Genomic DNA, 18,526 nt, shown 5'->3' on the forward strand with positions numbered 1-18,526 from the left:
GTAGGCTATGCCTTAAATTTGCTCATCATGAAAAAAGATCAATCTAAAATCATTCGGGAACAAGCACCTCGCTCAACCACCCGAGAACACTCTGTACCTTTATATTTAACATCCAGCTTTATTTTTGATAGCGCTGAGCAAGGTAGGGCTGTTTTTGCAGGCGAAGAAGAAGGCACGATATATTCCCGATATTCCAACCCGAACACAACTGAATTCATCAATAAGGTCTGCATCATGGAAGGCGCCGAAGACGGTTTAGCCTTTTCATCGGGTATGGCCGCTGTATTTGCTTCTTTTGCCGGATTTGTCCGCAGCGGCGACCACATCGTTTCTGCAGGAGCTATCTTTGGCTCAACCCATCAGTTGTTCACCGAACTATTTCCACGTTGGGGCGTGACAACTAGCTATGTAAATGCTGTAGACAACGAAGCATGGGAGAAAGCCATACAACCCAATACCAAGATTATTTTCTTGGAGTCACCTTCTAATCCGGGATTAGAGTTGGCAGATTTGGAGTTTTTGGGTAATCTAAAACAAAAATATCCACACATCATCTTTATCATCGATAACTGTTTTGCGACACCTTACTTACAAAAGCCTTTGCAATATGGTTTTGACCTTTCCCTACATTCTGCAACGAAATATATGGATGGTCAAGGTCGAGTCTTGGGTGGCGTTATCGTCGGGAAACAAGATTTGATCAATGAGCTCATGTTTTTCATTCGACACACCGGACCGGCAATGTCCGCATTCAATGCCTGGACACTATCCAAAAGTTTAGACACACTGGCCCTTCGTATGGACAGACATTGTAGCAATGCCTTGGCATTGGCAGAAACATTGGAAGAACACGGTGAAATCGTGCATGTAAAATATCCGTTCCTACCTTCTCACCCACAATATGAATTGGCGAAAAAGCAAATGAAGGCCGGTGGAGGAATTGTTACTTTTGAAGTAAAGGGTGGCAAAGAAAGAGCGTTTAGGTTTTTGGATAAATTGGAAATGATTCTTTACACTTCAAATTTAGGGGATGTGCGTTCTATTGCTACGCACCCTGCAACAACCACGCACGCCAAACTAACGGAAGATGAACGGTTAAATTTAGGCATCACACCAGGTACTGTTCGGCTGTCTGTCGGTTTGGAAGATAAGGAAGACATCATTGGCGATGTGCTGCAAGCTTTGGAAGCGACAAAATAAAAACAATAAAGGGGCTAAGCCCCTTTATTATTTTATTACAATACTGCCAGTGCTTTATCGTAATTCGGTTCATCCGTTATTTCCGCAACTTGTTCCGTGTACACCACTTTTCCCTGCTCATCAATGACGACTACCGCACGGCTTAGCAAACCCGCCAATGGCCCGTCAACAATTTTCAACTGATAGGCTTCCGAGAAGTTGCTGTCTTTATATTCCGAAAGTGTGGCCACGTTCTCAATACCTTCAGCCGCACAAAAGCGCCCTTGTGCAAAAGGAAGATCTTTGGAAATACACAATACCGCGGTATTGTCCAAACCTGCCGCCTTTTGATTAAAATGGCGAACCGAAGCCGCACAAGTCCCTGTGTCTACACTTGGGAAGATATTTAGAATAACACGTTTTCCTTTATAATCTGCCAAAGATTTTTCAGACAAATCGCCTCCGGTCAGCTTGAATTCTGGAGCAACAGACCCAACTGCTGGCAATTCACCTTGCGTGTGGATCGCCCCGCCTTTAAATGTAATATTAGCCATGGTTTTACTTCTTTTTTGTTTATCTGTGAAGATACGAATAATATCTATAGTTACCCAAATTTCATCATAGAATACATAATGACAAAAACAGTTTTGTTGTTGTAATAAAATAGCAAAGGATAGTTTTTTTGATACATTTATTCAGAAAAATATTTCGGAAAAAAATTTGTTTGTTCAACTCAAAAATACTATGTTAGCATAGAATTATAAACTATGTTTTAAAACATGGGCAAATAAAAGTCATTTTATGAAAAGATTATTACTCGGTTTATTATTGGCCAGCCCTTGTTTAGTTTGGGCGCAAGGGTCACAGGTTAACACCCAAGGACAAAAGGCTGTTGGGATGTCAGGAGCTGGTTCGGCGCTCTTTGTTGACGAGTCTTCTATATTTTACAATCCGGGAGCACTTTCCAAAGTAGAAAACAATGCTATTTCCATCGGAGGAAGTGCTGTGATGTATCGTTCTGCTTTTCGCGAGATCAACAGCAACGATGTGCACCATACCAAATTCAAAATATCTCCTCCTTTTTCGGTTTTTGCCACATTTGGGCCAAAAGAGTCTTGGTGGAAAGCAGGGATTGGGGTTTATACACCTTTCGGCGGTTCGGTAGATTGGGGAACAGATTGGCCCGGTAAATATGAGCTGAATCATTTGCAGCTACGTGCCATCTACATACAGCCTACCTTAAGCTTCAAAATAACAGAAAATTTCGGTATCGGAGGTGGTTTTGTGTACAATATTGGACTTGTAGACCTCACCCGCTCTATCCCCGTTTCGGATGCTGCAGGTGTTGCGGGACAAGCTGAACTTTCAGGTACAGGAACGGGAATGGGCTTTAATGTTGGTGTGCATTACCATCTGGAAAACAATGTGGCGATCTCCTTAAGCTACCGCTCAAGTGTAATCACCAAACTAAAAGATGGCGATGCTAAATTTACAGTCCCGGCGGGCTTGGCAGCATCTTTCCCAAACACGACCTTTAGCTCTGAGCTACCTCTTCCTGCAACGTTCAACTTTGGCATAAGCATCCCTGTTGGAGAGAAAGTAGATATTGCGGCAGATGCCAGCATTATCGGCTATGACATCTATAAAGAATTGGTATTTGATTACAAGGACAATACACCTACGTTACAGGACACACGTCAAATCAAGAAATATGAAAATGCTTTTTCCGGAAAAATCGGTATTAATTATAAAGCTTCTGAAACCTTGGCTTTACGTGCTGGAACGGGCTATGTATATTCACCTGTCAGAGGCCCGTATGTTTCACCAGAAACACCAGATAACAATCGATTCATGGCTTCGGTAGGATTTACTTATGATATTAACGATAAGTGGGATATTACAGGAGCGTATGTTATGCAACAGCTTTTTGAACGCACAGTGAGCAGCGCGAATTCAGGTCTAACAGGAACCTATAAAACCTATATCCACGCACCGGGTCTATCGTTAACCTATAAATGGTAATTCACATGAAAAACATACTTAAAAATATTCAATGGTCTATCAGCGCAGCAGCAGTTGTTTTTGTTAGCTCCTGCGCTCCCGACATCGAAAGTCCTTCATCTTCTGCTGGTCAGGCTAATTTCTCCAAATACATAGCTATAGGCAACTCCCTTACAGCAGGCTTTGCCGATGGGGGACTTTATCTGGAAGGCCAACAAGTGGCTTATCCCAATCTTATTGCGGAACAGCTGAAAGCTGTGGGTGGTGGTGAATTTAAAACCCCGTTTTTTAGTCAAGAACAACACAACGGATCCGGTTATCTAAGCTTAAAAGCACTGGTGGATGGCCTGCCTGTAATGGAAAATGTAACCAACAACCTCGCTATTCGTGGGCTAAACCCAAATGGCGCTCCTTTATACACGAAATACACGGATCAAATCCACAATTTTGGTGTTCCCGGAATGCGTCTCGATATGGCTTTTGCTCCAGGTATAGGCTCTGTTCTAGGGAATCCTTATTTTGAGCGTTTACTACCGGACAATACACCGCCAGAAACAACCTATTTTGGGCATGTCACCAGTCAGGAATATACTTTCTTTAGCTTCTGGCTTGGTAATAACGATGCTCTTGGCTACGCTACCAACGGCGCTTTCACAGAGGGGCCAACATCTGCATTAACGCAGACGGCTACTTTCAACAAGCTGTACAATGATTTTATTAACAAGCTAACTGAAAAAGGGCAAAAGGGCGTTGTCGCGACTATTCCTGATGTGACGGCTATCCCTTTCTTCAATACGGTAACAACAGCACGTATTGTAGCCGGCATTACGGCATCTACAGGAGGTGCTTATACGAAGGTCTATATACAAACAGAAGCTGGAGTTCGTGAAGCCACAGAGCAGGATTTATTCGGGCTTACATTCCCGACAGATACATTAGGCAAGGTTAGCAATGGTATACCGGGCTACGGCTTAATTCCACAGAACCCATTGCACGATAAGTTTGTGTTGGACAAGGATGAAATTGTAGAAGTTTCTACACGCGTGAACGAATTTAACAAGATCATCAAATCTGCGGCAGAAAGTAAAGGTTTGGCATTGGCAGATGCACATGCTTACCTTAACAAGGTTAAAAATCCGGGTATTCTCTACAATGGAATAGGAGTTAACGCTTCCTTTATCACGGGCAATGCGTTTTCACTCGACGGAGTACATTTAACCCCGATGGGCAATGCGCTTATTGCCAACCTTTTTATTGAGGCCATTAATGCCAAATACGGCAGTAAACTTTCGAAAGTCGATGCGGCACAATACCGTGGGGTGAAATTCCCATAAATACAGAAGCAATAGACTTTAAGTAATGTAAAGCAACGCTTATTGCCTATTGCTGTTTTTTACGTAAGTTTGAGCAAAAATCAACAAATAGAAACATGAAAGTTCATTTACAACGTAAAAACGATGCTGTACACTTTGAGGCATCCAGCGAACTATCTGATATTAAAGTAAACATTGACGGTTCCGAAGGTATCGGAGGCGAAGGAAAAGGTGTACGCCCAATGGAGCTGGTATTGATGGCATTGGGTTCTTGCAGCGTTTTTGACTTAACAACTATTTTAAAGAAACAACGCCAAGACCTCCAGGATGTGCAGGTAGAAGTTTCCGGTGAGCGCCGGGAAGAAATTCCAAATGTATTCACCAAAATCCACATCGCCTTTACCCTATCAGGGAAAATCGATGAAGAAAAAGCACAAAAAGCAGCAGAGTTAGCTGTCAAAAAATATTGCTCGGTACATGACATGCTTGCCGCAGGTGGCATAGACATCAGCTACAGCATACGCATCAATTAGCATCTTTCTTCCGCCAAATCTTCTCAGCCCACCTCCCGACAAACCAAAAGGAAACAGCTAGAATCAGGAAGAAAATCGTGCGATTGATATTATCCCAAAGATATTCCACAAAGCGGGTATACAGGTTCAGTATAAAGAAAACGAAACCTATATCCCGCGTGGCATTATCTTTAGTTTTCATGCCATAAAGTGCCACACCCAAAGAAAGCAAAACAGCCAGCACGCCCCAATAAAAGATATGATACTGTCTCACTTCTGTCCAGCTATCAAAACTATCGTAGTTACCAAAAATAGACAAGCACCAAAGTGCAATCATAGTATATAATAAGCCAACGACATAACTTGTAGACTGAAATGGTTGTAAACGCTGAATTTTAGGCTGTCCCCACAACGAAAAAGCCGTTACCAACAGACCGAAGAGCGTAAAGCGCAAAGGGTAGTTCATCCCCCAAAATTTAAAACCCCAATCACTATGATAAGCTGTTTCTGTTGCAAACCAGATGCCCAGGGCAATAAGCATAAACACCCAAAGCAACTTGGATTGCAGCTTAATCGCTAACACAGCATATATAACAATCGACAACAAGAATGATAATGTGAAATGGCTGGTGTTTCTATCCAGTACCTGTCCCAAAAATCCTACGCATGCTGCCGTTGCAAATGCCCCGGCCAGCATCAGGGTTTCATTGGAAAAGGTTTTGTCCGGGTAGCGTTTTTTATTTCTGAACCCCAGGAAATAGAACCCCGTAGCCAACGCCCCGAAAAACAGACAGAACACGATATTGGGTGTTTCGTAAAATCTTTCGACAAAACGAATCAAGGCATCGTCTGCAAAGAGCGAAAATACAGCAAATACCAAAGATACCAGTGCGATCCAAAAAGCATAACGCGCCAAGGTTTTCCATTCAAAGCCTTTTTCATCGATATTGCCCTTTAGTGCTTCCACTTGTTCTGCCGACAGCAAATTATTCTCCTGCCAATGCTGGAGCGCATCTTCGACTGTTTGCTTCTCATTCCTGCTTAAATCCAGTTTTTTCAATTTCAATTGCTTCTAAGTTTTCGTCAAACAAAGTACAAAATACTCGCCAAAGTATTTTCATATCATAACAAAATCAAAAATTAGCATTTCATTATGTCCAAGGTAGTGCTGTCCGTTTAAAAAACTGTACCTTTGTATCTTGCATAAAAATCAGGAGAAAACATGAGCTCTGCCGAACAGCAAAATCACATAGACTTAGTTGAACAAAACGAAATAGAAGTTTACGGCGCACGCGTACACAACCTTAAAAACATTGATGTTGCCTTTCCACGCAACGAATTAGTAGTCATAACTGGTTTGAGTGGCAGTGGTAAATCCTCTTTGGCATTTGATACAATTTATGCAGAAGGGCAACGCCGCTATATGGAAACATTCTCGGCCTACAGTCGTCAATTTTTAGGTGGTATGGAGCGCCCGGATGTCGATAAAATTTCAGGGCTAAGCCCGGTGATTTCCATTGAGCAGAAAACTACAAATAAAAATCCACGCTCTACTGTAGGGACTATCACGGAGATTTACGATTTCTTGCGTTTGCTATATGCCCGAACCGCAGATGCCTATTCTTATGTAACCGGAAAACCCATGCAACGCATGTCGGAAGAGCAGGTGGTCGAAAAAATCCTTGAAGAATTTCAGGATGAGCCGATATACGTTTTGGCACCGGTCGTAAAAGGACGTAAAGGCCATTACCGTGAATTATTTGAACAGATACGTAAGCAGGGATACACGAAAGTACGGGTAGATAGTGAGATCTTGGACATCGTTCCAAAAATGCAAGTAGACCGCTATAAAATCCATGATATAGAAATTGTAGTCGATAGGCTGTATGCAAATGAAGGCGACCGAAAAAGGTTGTACACCTCGGTCATGCAGGCTATGAAAACAGCTAAAGGCATCATAAAGATTGCCAACAAGGAGAATAAAGAACATTTTTTCAGCCGTTATCTCATGGATGCGGAATCAGGTTTATCTTATGACGAACCCCAACCAAACACATTCTCTTTCAATTCGCCTTATGGAGCTTGTCCGAAATGTGACGGCTTAGGTTATATCTTTGAAATCGATAAGAATATTGTTATCCCTAACCGCAAGTTGAGCATACAAAAAGGTGGTATTGTACCACTGGGCGAATCTCGGGAATCCTGGACTTTTCAAGTTATCAAGGCAGTAGCAACGAAGTTAGATTTTTCTCTAACTGCACCTATCGAAAAATTAACCGAAGAGCAGATAGATTTCTTATTGTTTGGAGGTGAAGAACCGTTGTCCTTAACCGTTTCTTACGGAAGCTACGGAGCACGGGAATACACAACCCAGTTCTTTGGTATCTTCCGATTATTAGAAGAATTGAGTGGTAAAGGGCATCACGACAATTCTAGTTTGGATGAATTTCGAACAAAAGTAGCATGTCCAACATGTAAGGGGGCAAGACTCAAAAAAGAATCTTTGCACTTTAAGATTGATGGTAAAAATATCCACGAACTTGCAACCATGGACATTTCAGCCTTATACGAATGGTTTGACAACATTGAAGGCCGATTAAACGAAAGACAAAACACGATTGCTGCGGAAATACTCAAAGAAATACGTGCACGCATAGGCTTCCTCTTGGATGTTGGCTTAAATTACTTGACACTTGACCGCTCTTCCAAGACTCTTTCGGGCGGAGAGGCTCAACGTATCCGCTTAGCTACACAGATTGGCTCTCAATTGGTCAATGTGCTTTATATTCTAGATGAACCAAGCATTGGTCTGCACCAACGTGACAACGAACGATTAATCAACTCGTTGAAAAACCTCCGGGATATCGGGAATTCGGTTCTTGTCGTTGAACACGATAAGGACATGATTTTGCATGCTGATTATGTTATTGACATGGGACCGGAAGCCGGTGTACATGGTGGCAAAGTTGTCGCACAAGGTACACCGAAAGAGATACTAAAAGCAAAATCACTTACGGCCAGTTACCTTAATGGAGATAAAGAAGTCGCTATTCCTGCCACACGCAGAGAGGGAAACGGCAAGCTATTATCACTAAAAGGGGCAAAAGGAAACAACCTAAAAAATGTTTCAGTCGACTTTCCCTTAGGGAAGCTTATATTGGTGACAGGCGTATCAGGGTCGGGGAAGTCCAGTCTTATCACGGGCACGCTATACCCAATTCTCAATCACCATTTCTTCCGTGCCAAGGCAGCACCGCTCCCTTATAAAAGTATTGACGGCCTGGAACATATTGACAAAGTTATTGAAATAGACCAAAGTCCAATTGGTCGTACACCTCGTTCCAACCCGTCCACGTACACGGGAGTGTTCTCGGATATCCGTACACTTTTCGTGCAGCTTCCCGAGGCAAAGATTAGAGGCTATAAGCCTGGTCGCTTCTCTTTCAACGTAAAAGGTGGCCGTTGCGAAACTTGCCAGGGTGCAGGAATGAAAATCATCGAGATGAATTTCCTTCCTGATGTGCAGGTTCCTTGTGAGACCTGTCAAGGTAAGCGTTATAACAGAGAGACGTTGGAAGTGCGCTATCGTGGCAAATCCATCTCGGATGTGTTGGACATGAGTATTGACGAGGCTGTTACATTCTTTGAGCATATCCCTTCCATCTATCGTAAGATAAAGACTTTACAAGATGTTGGATTAGGGTATATTACCTTAGGACAATCTTCCACTACGCTTTCCGGTGGCGAGGCGCAACGTGTTAAATTGGCTACGGAACTTTCCAAAAAAGATACAGGTAATACGTTCTATATTTTGGATGAGCCAACTACTGGCTTACATTTTGAAGATGTCAATGTCTTGTTGGGCGTTATCAATAGGCTAACAGACAGAGGTAACACGGTCTTGATTATCGAACATAATCTCGATGTCATCAAAACGGCAGACTGGGTTATCGATATGGGACCCGAAGGGGGCAAAAATGGCGGTAAGCTCATGTTTTCTGGTATTCCAGAGGACCTTATCAAACAGAAAAACAACGAAACTGCAAGGTTTCTGAGATTAGAGATGACAAACTAATAAATGGAGCACATAAAAAGTTGACTGTTTTTACATACACGTTGTAGTAAAAAAACTACAAACATAAACTATAAAAAAGCCTATAGGCTGTAGCGTTTTAAAATTTTAGTCGTTTGAGATAATATTTAGCACTATCTTTATATACATTTTGTAAACAATAACTATGGAAAAAGTTCTATCCTATATTCAAAGTATGCCAACAGCTGTACGTTCAGCCTATCTTAGTATACTCATGTTCTTAGTAGCTATAGCACTTATTTTCATAGTAGAATATAATTTATACGAGACCCCGCCAATAAGTATAAAATCATATCACACAACTGAAATGGAACATTTCACGGTGTACAATTAATTTTTTGGCATAATGCTTGTATTATATTAGGCTTCATAATTTAGGTTAATAATTGGTTTTAGAAAGGTTCTCAATCTCCCCGATTGAGAGCCTTTTTCTTTATCGCATAATACAAACTAATTCCCTATATTTATCACAACATATCCTTTTATAAATGAAAAAATATCACTACTCCGATGGGACCAACAGCTTTGGGCCATTCAGCATAGAGGAGTTAGCACACAAAGGGCTGACGCCAGACACCTTTGTGTGGGAAGCGGGTTTTCCTAATTGGGTTAAAGCAAAAGAAGTTCCTGAACTTGCTTCGCTATTCGCTCACACCGACCTCGCAAATCCGGCTCCCTACTATACGAATCCATATTCCAACGCCCCTTCATTACCAAATGCACAACCACCAAAGAACTATCTTATAGAGACTATCATTACCACCATCTTTTGTTGTCTCCCTTTAGGCATTGTTTCCATTGTCTACGCTTCGCGAGTGGAAAAGAAATTCTATTCCGGCGATACTATTGGGGCAGAGAATGATTCTGCCAATGCTAAAAAATGGTTATGGATCAATGTAGGTGTTACCATTGCATTGTATATTTTACAATTCATTTTCTTCGGAACAGCAATATTTATGGCTTTATTGGAGGGAGGAAGCTATTAAGCATATAGCCACGAATAAATATAAAAACATTTGGGTCAGCTGTGCTGTTGTGGTAGGGGTTGGTATACTATATATATACCGCAACTTCAACCCTATGGAGCACACCTGGTTTCCGAAATGCCCCCTAAAAGTCTGCACAGGATTGGACTGTGCCGGTTGTGGCTCTCAGCGTGCTATACATTACCTACTGAATGGTGAATTTCAAGAAGCCTTTCATCAGAATGCTTTGCTTATCCCTGCCATTCCATATATTGCACTTGGCTTAGGTTTTCGCCTTATAAAGCACCCAACCGCAAAACAACTAAAATGGCGGAAAATCCTTTTCGGAGATTCCGCCATTAAGATATTTGGCTCTGTATTCCTAATCTATTCCGTTATCCGGAATATACACTAATTTTATTGCCATCCCCCTCCCAGGGCTTTGTAGATAACAATCTCATTCAGAAGTTCCTCTTTCTGTATTTCTACCTTATCCAGAGCCGCTGTTACAGCATCTTTTTGAGCAGTGATAATTTCCAGATACGAGATCCGACCGGCAATAAACAATTCATTTGCAGCATCGACAGCACCTTTCAATGCTTCGACCTGTTCACTGATATAATGCTCTCTTTGCTGAATATGTTCTTGGGTTTTAACGGCATTGGACACTTCGTTATACGCATTTAATACCCTTTTTTCATATTCTAAAAAATTCAGCCCATACATAGCCTTAAATGTATCATACTGACTCTTTAAATGCCGTTGATTGAGGATGGGGGCAGTTAATCCTCCCAGCAGACCGTAAGTCAATGACTTATCGAAATCAACCAATTTATTAAAGCTAAAGGTCTGAAGACCAACATAAGGAGAAAGAACGACAGAAGGCAAGAAAGAAGCACGCGCAGCTTTAACATCCTGCTCTGCGCTTATTAACTGAAAAGAAGCCTGTCGGATATCCGGTCTCGCAGCCAGCATCTGGAATGGCGCTCCTACATCAAGTTTTGCAAACAGCCTTTGGTCGGCAAAGCTCAGGGAATCACGTTCAATTGGCCCATTAAACCGGCCAGCCAAATAGTTTATATGATGCTCTAAGACAGTTATTTCTTGCTTCATCCTTTCACGCTCAGCCCTAGAGCTGGCAAGAAAGGCCTTAAACTGTTGTACGGCTAGTTGCGAAGTACGTCCGGCTTCTTTCTGGAGCTCAGTGATTTCCAATGCCTGTTCATTTAGACGAATATTATCATCAAAAACTTTAATCTTAGCATCTAAACTCAACAGCTCGTAATATGCAGAAGCTATATTTGTTATGATTTCAGTTTCTACCAATCGGCGAGCCTCGTTCTCAGCAAGTAAGTTTTGAAAGGCCGCCTGTTTTTGACTACGGATTTTACCCCACAGATCTAATTCCCAAGATGCGCGTACACCAACAAAATAGTCAGGGACAGCAGGCTCAGGAATTTTTTCATCATCCTTCAGATTTTCAGAAAAGTTGGAATCATAATTTCCAATACCCGCCTCTGTATAAAATCCATATTTGCGCAATCCAGCCTCTGCGGCCGCATCCAAGCTTGGTAAAAGCGCGGCTTTTCGTTGTCTGAAACTGGCTTGGGCAATTTCTATTCGCTGAATAGCCTGCTGAATATCATAATTATGAACCAGGGCAGAGTCGATAAGCTCCTTCAGTTTCAGATCGGTAAAAACTTCCTTCCAAGGTCGATAAGCTATACTCATCGTGTCAGCCTCTTGTATAGCACTATCTTTTGCAAACTGTTCTGGAAGTGCTTTATGCTCATTTTTATCTAATTTCTTGGGCACACTACAAGATGCCAAAAACGCCACTATCACTAAAACAGTCACCGCAGCAGGAATAGCTTTCTTTTTCCCTTTCTTACCTTTGGAGAAAAGGACGAACAGTCCTGGAATAAGGATAACACCAAACAATGTACCGATAAGCATCCCTCCTACTGATGCCGTACCAATAGTTCTATTTCCTATTGCTCCGGCACCACTCGCCATCATAAGTGGAATTAATCCGGCAATAATCGCAAAAGAGGTCATCAAAATAGGCCGCAGACGTACATAAGCCCCTTCAATGGCCGCCTCCCAGACACCCATCCCCTGTTTCTGTTTCAATACTGCATACTCCACGATAAGAATAGCATTCTTACCTAATAAACCAATCAACATGACTAAGGCTACCTGTGCATAAATATCATTTTCTAACCCCAACAATTTGAGGAAAAGGAAAGAACCAAATATCCCCGGAGGAATACCCAAAATAACAGGGAGAGGTAACAGGAAGCTTTCGTATTGGGCGGATAATAAAAGGTAAACAAACACCAAACACAATGCAAAAATATACACGGCCTGATTTCCCGAAATTACCTGCTCACGAGTCATTCCCGCCCATTCAATCACATATCCTTGAGGTAGCTCTGCGGCCAATTTCTGCACAGTCTCGATGGCTTGTCCTGTACTATATCCTGGAGCGGGTTGACCATTAATCATGGCAGAGGTAAACATATTATACCGCGTTATCTGCTCCGGTCCATAAATACGTTTCATTTGTATGAATGAAGAATAAGGTACCATCTCACCATCTTTCGTTTTGACGAATAAATTTAATACATCCTCCGGTCTTTGACGATAATGTGGTTCGGCTTGCACCATCACTTTATACATCTGACCATAACGAATAAAGTTGGTAGCGTAGAAACTTCCCATCAATGTCTGCAGCGTATTCATAGCGTTTTCTACCGAAATACCCTTTTTTGCTGCCATGTCGTAATCGATCTCCAGCATATATTGCGGGAAGCTCACATCGAAGCTTGACGATGCATCTTCAATAGCTTCGGAACTATTCAGATCCGCGATGAATTGCTCAACGACTTCAGCGGTTTTGTTCAAATCTTCATTTCCGCTTCTATCCAATAGACGAAGCTCAAAGCCGGCAGCATTACCGAAACCCGGCACTGTTGGTGGAGGAAAGAATTCGATTTCAGCATCGGCAATATGTGCCGTCTTTTCTCGCAACACTTTCATAATATCGTCTACAGTCTCATCTCTATCTTCCCAACCTTTGAGGTTAATCATTCCCATACCATAAGATGCTCCGGACACTTCCGTCAAAAGACTATATCCAGCAAGAGTAGAAACCGTTTCTACGGATTCCAAGCTGCGGGAGATTTCATCCACTTCATTCAACACACTTTCGGTACGGTCTACCGTTGCACCGGGAGGCGTAGTCACATTGACATAAATCATCCCCTGATCTTCGGTAGGGATAAATCCAGATGGCAATACACTACTCGCTCCCCAAGTCAGGACAAAGAAGCCAGCCAACATCGCAAGCGTTACCATGCGACGTCCTGCAATCTTCGTCAGCAAATTGCGATAGCTATTTGCTGTCTTGTTATAAGAGTTATTGAACTTTCTAAAAAACTTATCCAGCCAATTGTTGGTTTCTTTTTTATCATGCGGTGAGCGCAATATAATCGCACACAATGCCGGTGTCAACGTAAGCGCATTGATACCCGAGATAACAATCGCTGCAGCCAGTGTCAAAGAGAACTGTCGATAAAATATCCCGACTGGTCCCGAAAGGAAAGCCACAGGCACGAACACGGCGGACATCACCAATGTGATAGCAATAACAGCAGAACCAACTTCCTTCATAGCTGCAAGCGTAGCTTCCATTGGAGGAAGATGCTCATCTTCCATCTTTGCATAGACGGCCTCTACCACCACAATACCATTATCCACCACGATACCAATCGCTAGTACCAATGCAAACAAGGTTAATAGGTTAATAGAGAATCCCATCATCAACATAAAGAAAAGTGCGCCAATTAAACTCACCGGAACGGCAAGAATCGGAATAATCGTTGCACGAAAATCTTGAAGGAAAATAAATACAACTAAGAATACCAAAATAAATGCCTCTATCAAGGTCTTCACGACACTGGAAATAGATGCATCCAAGAAACGGGACACATCATAACCCATCGTGTAGGTCATGCCCGGAGGGAAGGTCGCTTCTTTTAATTCTGCCATACGATCCTTCACGCGTTGGATAACTTCCTGTGCATTTGATCCCGGAAGTTGTTTCATCATAATAGAAGCGGAAGGGCGGCCATCTGTTTTTGATGACATTTCATACTCCAACGAGCCAAATTCCACATCAGCCACATCTCTAATACGGATAATCGATCCATCGGCATTCGCCCGAATCGGTACATTGGCATATTCATCAGGCTCGGAGAACTTACCTGGATAACGCAACACATATTGCTGCATATTGATGGTCTTATCAGAACCTATTCCCGTCTGTCCGGGAGCCGCTTCAATATTCTGCCGACGCAAAGACTCAATCACTTCATCCGTGGAAATCTGATAGGCCGCTAAACGGTCAGGTCTTAGCCAGACACGCATCGCATAATCACGCATACCCATGATCTGCGCAAACCCCACGCCTTCGATACGCTTCAATTCCTTCAGGATATTAATATCCGTAAAATTGTAGATAAAGCGCTCGTCGGCAGTTTCATCGGTGGTAAAGATATTAAGGTACATCAACATACTGTTGACCTCTTTCTCTGTGGTAACGCCAGCACGGATAACTTCTTCGGGCAACTCGTCCAGAACCGTAGTTACCCTGTTTTGTACGTTCACCGCCGCAATATCCGGGTCGACGCCGACTTTAAAGGCCACCTGAATAAGCGTTGTTCCGTTGTTGGTCGTCACAGTATTCATAGAGGTCATTCCTGCTACACCATTGATGGCACGCTCTAAAGGAATGGCTACGGCATTGGTACTTACTTCGGCATTGGCTCCGGTATAGTTCGCCGTAACAACCACGGATGGCGGAACAATATCCGGAAACTGTGTAATCGGTAATGTGAATAGCGCCAGCAATCCCAAAAGCGTGATAAATAAGGATATCACCAAGGAGAGTACTGGCCTTTTTATATAGGTTTCAAACATGAACTTTCTTCTAAAATATTGTTATAGTCAATCTATTATTTAGGATCTACAGCCTCCACTTTCATTCCATTGCGTAGCCCTTGAACACCTTCAAATACAATTTTCTGGTCATCTTCCAGACCACCTTCAACAATATAGTAATGGCCTACCCGTTGTCCTGCCTCAAAAGGTATCATTTCCACAGTTTGATCATCATTCAACACATATACATAGGTTTTATCCTGAATTTCAAATACAGATTTCTGATGTACAAAACGGGTATCTCCTGTAGAGATAGGTACGGCAATTTTTCCAGACGCACCATGTTTCAGCAAACCTTCCGCATTGGGAAATTTTGCACGAAGAGATATCGAGCCAGTGTTCGGTTCGAACTCACTTTCCACAATCTGTGCAATACCTGTGTGTGGGTATTCCTGCCCATTCGCTAAAATAAGTTTCACACTTTTCTTAAAGTTGTTGCTGCTAAAATTAGAATCACTGGCGAGATCTAAGTATTCTCCCTCTGATATATCAAAATACACGTTCAATGCCTGTAGATCCGAGATATTGGTAATCAACGCACCTTCCTCCAACAGTGAACCTTCTTTTAGCAAAATACGGTCTATACGTCCGTTGAATGGAGCACGTATAAGGGTTTGACCAAGTTTCGTCCGAGCTTGGTTCAGAACAGCTTTCGCCTCTTCGATTTTAGATAAAGCGGCTTTGTGTTGTACGGAAATTAAATCTTGCTCCGTTTGTGACACAATATTTTTCTCTACCAATTTTTTGGTTCTCTCCTTTTCCAACTCCACCTTCTTCGCTTCAGCAATGGCAATATTCAACAGCGCTTCTGCCCGTGCATAATCGGCTTTATATTCTTCATCATTTAGCTTGAAAAGTACTTGCCCGGCCTTCACCATACCGCCTTCATCGATATAGATTTTTTCAAGAAAACCACTCAGTCTCGAACGAATTTCAACATTTTTAGTCGCCTGAATATCGGCGATATATTCTTTATAGATGGTTGTATCCATCACCGTAAGCCCAACGACAGGAACCTTACGGATTATTTCGGATTTATTGTCCGTGTTCTCTGTACTCTTCACAGTACAGCTACCTACTAACAAAGCCAATCCCATCAATGGGAATAACAATGAAACTGTTTTCATGTAAACGTTATGTTTGTAATAAAAATGATTAAATACAATAACACATATTATCCTCCAAAAGTTGGGTATATATGTAGTTTCTTTATGGACAAAGGTGTCCTAAGAATTGGGAAACTCTTAGGAATATAAAGAATTAGAAAGGTTTTAAACGATAAAGATGGGAGTAGTAGTCCGGGATAATCTGACGTTTTTTTCCATCGTAAACAGGATGCTTACGAACTTTCAATAGTGGCCTGATCGCGAACAGAAGTCCCAGAACAAGCACAAACAACGGCATCAGATAGTATTGGTGTTGGATGGAACGATATTCTTCGTAAAGGATTTCTACGTCCTCGGCTTCTTTATCAATAGGGATATCCAGAACATCATCCAGTACAAATTCTAAAATCGATTCACCGTTAAGAATGGAGTCATCATGTGCCATAGAAGTATTAGCCCCTGCTTCGTAAGCAAGGATATTGATGTAGCATAGAAGCACAAAATAATGAACCAGTTTCTGCAGCATGATGCAGGGCAAAAATACTGAAGAGACTTATACCTGTCAATACTGATTTGTAAAAAAGGTGTTAAAATAAAAGCGGCTTCCAAAATTTTGGAAGCCGCTTTTATTTTATGAATATGGCTGATTACATCATACCTGGCATACCGCCGCCCATTGGAGGGGCACCAGCACCTGCAGGATTTTCTTCAACCTCATCTGCCAATACACATTCTGTAGTCAACAACATAGAAGCTACAGACGCTGCATTTTCCAAAGCTACACGAGATACTTTAGTCGGATCAATCACACCTGCACCAATTAAGTTTTCGTAAACATCTGTACGTGCATTGTACCCGAAATCTGCCGCACCTTCTTTCACTTTCTGAACAACTACAGCACCTTCGATACCAGCGTTGTTACAGATTTGGCGAAGGGGCTCTTCGATAGCACGTTTGATGATTTCCACACCGATAGTTTCATCTTCATTCGCACCTTTAAGGTTAGCTAATGCCTCTGTAGCACGAATGAAGGCTACACCACCACCGGCAACGATACCTTCTTCAACTGCTGCACGGGTAGCGTGCAATGCATCATCAACACGGTCTTTTTTCTCTTTCATCTCTACTTCAGTAGTCGCACCTACATAAAGTACAGCCACACCGCCTGACAATTTAGCTAAGCGCTCTTGCAATTTCTCACGATCGTAGTCCGAAGTAGTTGTTTCGATTTGGGAACGGATTTGTGCAACGCGTGCTTTGATATCATCCGCATTACCTGCACCGTTGATAATCGTTGTGTTATCTTTGTCAACAACAACCTTCTCTGCCTGACCTAAGTAAGAAAGGTCTGCATTTTCCAATTTGTAACCCCTTTCTTCAGAGATAACAGTACCACCAGTCAGGATAGCAATATCTTCCAACATCGCTTTACGACGGTCACCGAAACCTGGTGCTTTCACAGCTGCCACTTTCAAAGAACCGCGGATTTTGTTCACTACCAAAGTAGCTAAAGCTTCACCATCTAAATCCTCAGCGATAATCAACAAAGGTTTACCTGTTTGTACTTGTTTTTCCAAAATAGGCAACAATTCTTTCATGTTGCTGATTTTCTTGTCGTAGATCAAAATGTAAGGGCTTTCTAATTCCGCCTCCATTTTGTCAGAGTTTGTCACAAAATATGGTGACAAGTAACCACGGTCAAACTGCATACCTTCAACTGTTTTAACTTCAGTTTCAGTACCTTTTGCCTCTTCTACCGTGATAACACCGTCATTACCTACTTTTTCCATAGCTTCTGCAATCAATGAACCGATTACATCGTCGTTGTTAGCAGAGATAGTCGCTACTTGTTTGATTTTATTGTTATCAGAACCAACTTGTTGAGATTGTGATTGCAAATTTGCCACAACAGCTGCAACAGCTTTGTCGATACCGCGTTTCAAATCCATTGGGTTAGCACCTGCAGCTACCGATTTCAAACCCGGAGCTACGATAGCTTGTGCAAGAACGGTCGCAGTAGTTGTACCATCACCAGCTTGGTCAGCAGTTTTAGAAGCAACTTCTTTTACCATTTGCGCACCCATGTTTTCCAAAGCATCTTTCAATTCGATTTCTTTGGCTACGGTCACACCATCTTTAGTGATAGCAGGTGAACCAAATTTTTTCTCGATGATTACGTTACGGCCTTTAGGTCCTAAAGTTACTTTTACCGCATTTGCTAAAGTGTCCACACCTTTTTTCAGTGCGTCACGTGCTTCTACATTATATCTTACTTGTTTTGCCATTTTGTTAGTATTGAGATTTGAGTATCGTGTATTGAGACCTGTTTGGCTCAACACTCAATTTATATTTT

Annotated in this window: 13 protein-coding genes; 7 read left to right on the forward strand and 6 right to left on the reverse strand. The window is 42.1% G+C overall.

All coding sequences use genetic code 11. From position 1 onward, the window contains the following. Window positions 1-27 precede the first annotated feature (27 nt). Window positions 28-1,200 (forward strand): trans-sulfuration enzyme family protein, encoded by a 1,173-nt coding sequence (locus BM375_RS05845; RefSeq protein ID WP_093364391.1) that lies wholly within the window; start codon window positions 28-30, stop codon window positions 1,198-1,200. 35 nt (window positions 1,201-1,235) lie between these two features. On the opposite strand, the gene tpx is transcribed toward BM375_RS05845, so the two are convergent. Beyond that, the gene (tpx, locus tag BM375_RS05850) at window positions 1,236-1,733 is read right to left on the reverse strand and encodes a thiol peroxidase (protein ID WP_093364392.1); all 498 of its coding nucleotides are present in this window, start codon (window positions 1,731-1,733) and stop codon (window positions 1,236-1,238) included. A 247-nt stretch (window positions 1,734-1,980) separates the two neighbouring features. Here tpx and BM375_RS05855 point away from each other — a divergent pair, with 247 nt between their 5' ends. The 3 genes from BM375_RS05855 (at window position 1,981) to BM375_RS05865 (ending at window position 5,026) form a co-directional block, all read left to right on the forward strand. Continuing rightward, entirely contained in the window at window positions 1,981-3,201 is a 1,221-nt protein-coding gene (locus BM375_RS05855; protein WP_093364394.1) for an OmpP1/FadL family transporter, read from the forward strand. Between the two features lie 5 nt (window positions 3,202-3,206). After that, complete coding sequence (locus BM375_RS05860) at window positions 3,207-4,514, forward strand: SGNH/GDSL hydrolase family protein (RefSeq protein WP_244525836.1); 1,308 nt, start codon at window positions 3,207-3,209, stop codon at window positions 4,512-4,514. A gap of 95 nt (window positions 4,515-4,609) precedes the next feature. Then, the gene (locus tag BM375_RS05865; protein ID WP_093364397.1) at window positions 4,610-5,026 is read left to right on the forward strand and encodes an OsmC family protein; all 417 of its coding nucleotides are present in this window, start codon (window positions 4,610-4,612) and stop codon (window positions 5,024-5,026) included. Here the strand turns inward: BM375_RS05865 and BM375_RS05870 are convergent. After that, window positions 5,019-6,065: a DUF2157 domain-containing protein gene (locus BM375_RS05870; RefSeq protein WP_093364603.1), complete on the reverse strand. Its 1,047-nt coding sequence runs from the start codon at window positions 6,063-6,065 to the stop codon at window positions 5,019-5,021. The genes BM375_RS05865 and BM375_RS05870 overlap by 8 nt on opposite strands. A 162-nt stretch (window positions 6,066-6,227) precedes the next feature. On the opposite strand from BM375_RS05870, the gene uvrA reads away from it, so the two are divergent. The 3 genes from uvrA to BM375_RS05885 all read left to right on the forward strand — a co-directional run bounded on the left by uvrA (window position 6,228) and on the right by BM375_RS05885 (window position 10,478). Further along, window positions 6,228-9,080 (forward strand): excinuclease ABC subunit UvrA, encoded by a 2,853-nt coding sequence (gene uvrA, locus BM375_RS05875; protein WP_093364399.1) that lies wholly within the window; start codon window positions 6,228-6,230, stop codon window positions 9,078-9,080. Between the two features lie 506 nt (window positions 9,081-9,586). Further along, on the forward strand, window positions 9,587-10,084 hold the full coding sequence (locus tag BM375_RS05880) for a CD225/dispanin family protein (RefSeq protein ID WP_093364400.1): 498 nt from the start codon (window positions 9,587-9,589) through the stop codon (window positions 10,082-10,084). A 94-nt stretch (window positions 10,085-10,178) separates the two neighbouring features. After that, the gene (locus BM375_RS05885; RefSeq protein WP_093364605.1) at window positions 10,179-10,478 is read left to right on the forward strand and encodes a DUF2752 domain-containing protein; all 300 of its coding nucleotides are present in this window, start codon (window positions 10,179-10,181) and stop codon (window positions 10,476-10,478) included. Between the two features lie 2 nt (window positions 10,479-10,480). Here BM375_RS05885 and BM375_RS05890 read toward each other — a convergent pair whose 3' ends face one another. The 4 genes from BM375_RS05890 to groL all read right to left on the reverse strand — a co-directional run bounded on the left by BM375_RS05890 (window position 10,481) and on the right by groL (window position 18,458). Continuing rightward, window positions 10,481-15,046, reverse strand: coding sequence for an efflux RND transporter permease subunit (locus BM375_RS05890; protein WP_093364402.1), 4,566 nt, complete (start codon window positions 15,044-15,046; stop codon window positions 10,481-10,483). A 35-nt stretch (window positions 15,047-15,081) separates the two neighbouring features. Next, window positions 15,082-16,194 carry an efflux RND transporter periplasmic adaptor subunit gene (locus BM375_RS05895; RefSeq protein WP_093364403.1) on the reverse strand — a complete coding sequence of 371 codons (1,113 nt, stop codon included), beginning with the start codon at window positions 16,192-16,194 and terminating at the stop codon, window positions 15,082-15,084. A gap of 133 nt (window positions 16,195-16,327) precedes the next feature. Further along, window positions 16,328-16,699 (reverse strand): hypothetical protein, encoded by a 372-nt coding sequence (locus tag BM375_RS05900; RefSeq protein WP_093364405.1) that lies wholly within the window; start codon window positions 16,697-16,699, stop codon window positions 16,328-16,330. A gap of 121 nt (window positions 16,700-16,820) precedes the next feature. Beyond that, window positions 16,821-18,458, reverse strand: coding sequence for a chaperonin GroEL (groL, locus tag BM375_RS05905; RefSeq protein WP_093364406.1), 1,638 nt, complete (start codon window positions 18,456-18,458; stop codon window positions 16,821-16,823). Window positions 18,459-18,526: the final 68 nt, after the last annotated feature.

Source organism: Sphingobacterium wenxiniae (genome assembly GCF_900116225.1).
Classification (GTDB): Bacteria; Bacteroidota; Bacteroidia; order Sphingobacteriales; family Sphingobacteriaceae; genus Sphingobacterium; species Sphingobacterium wenxiniae.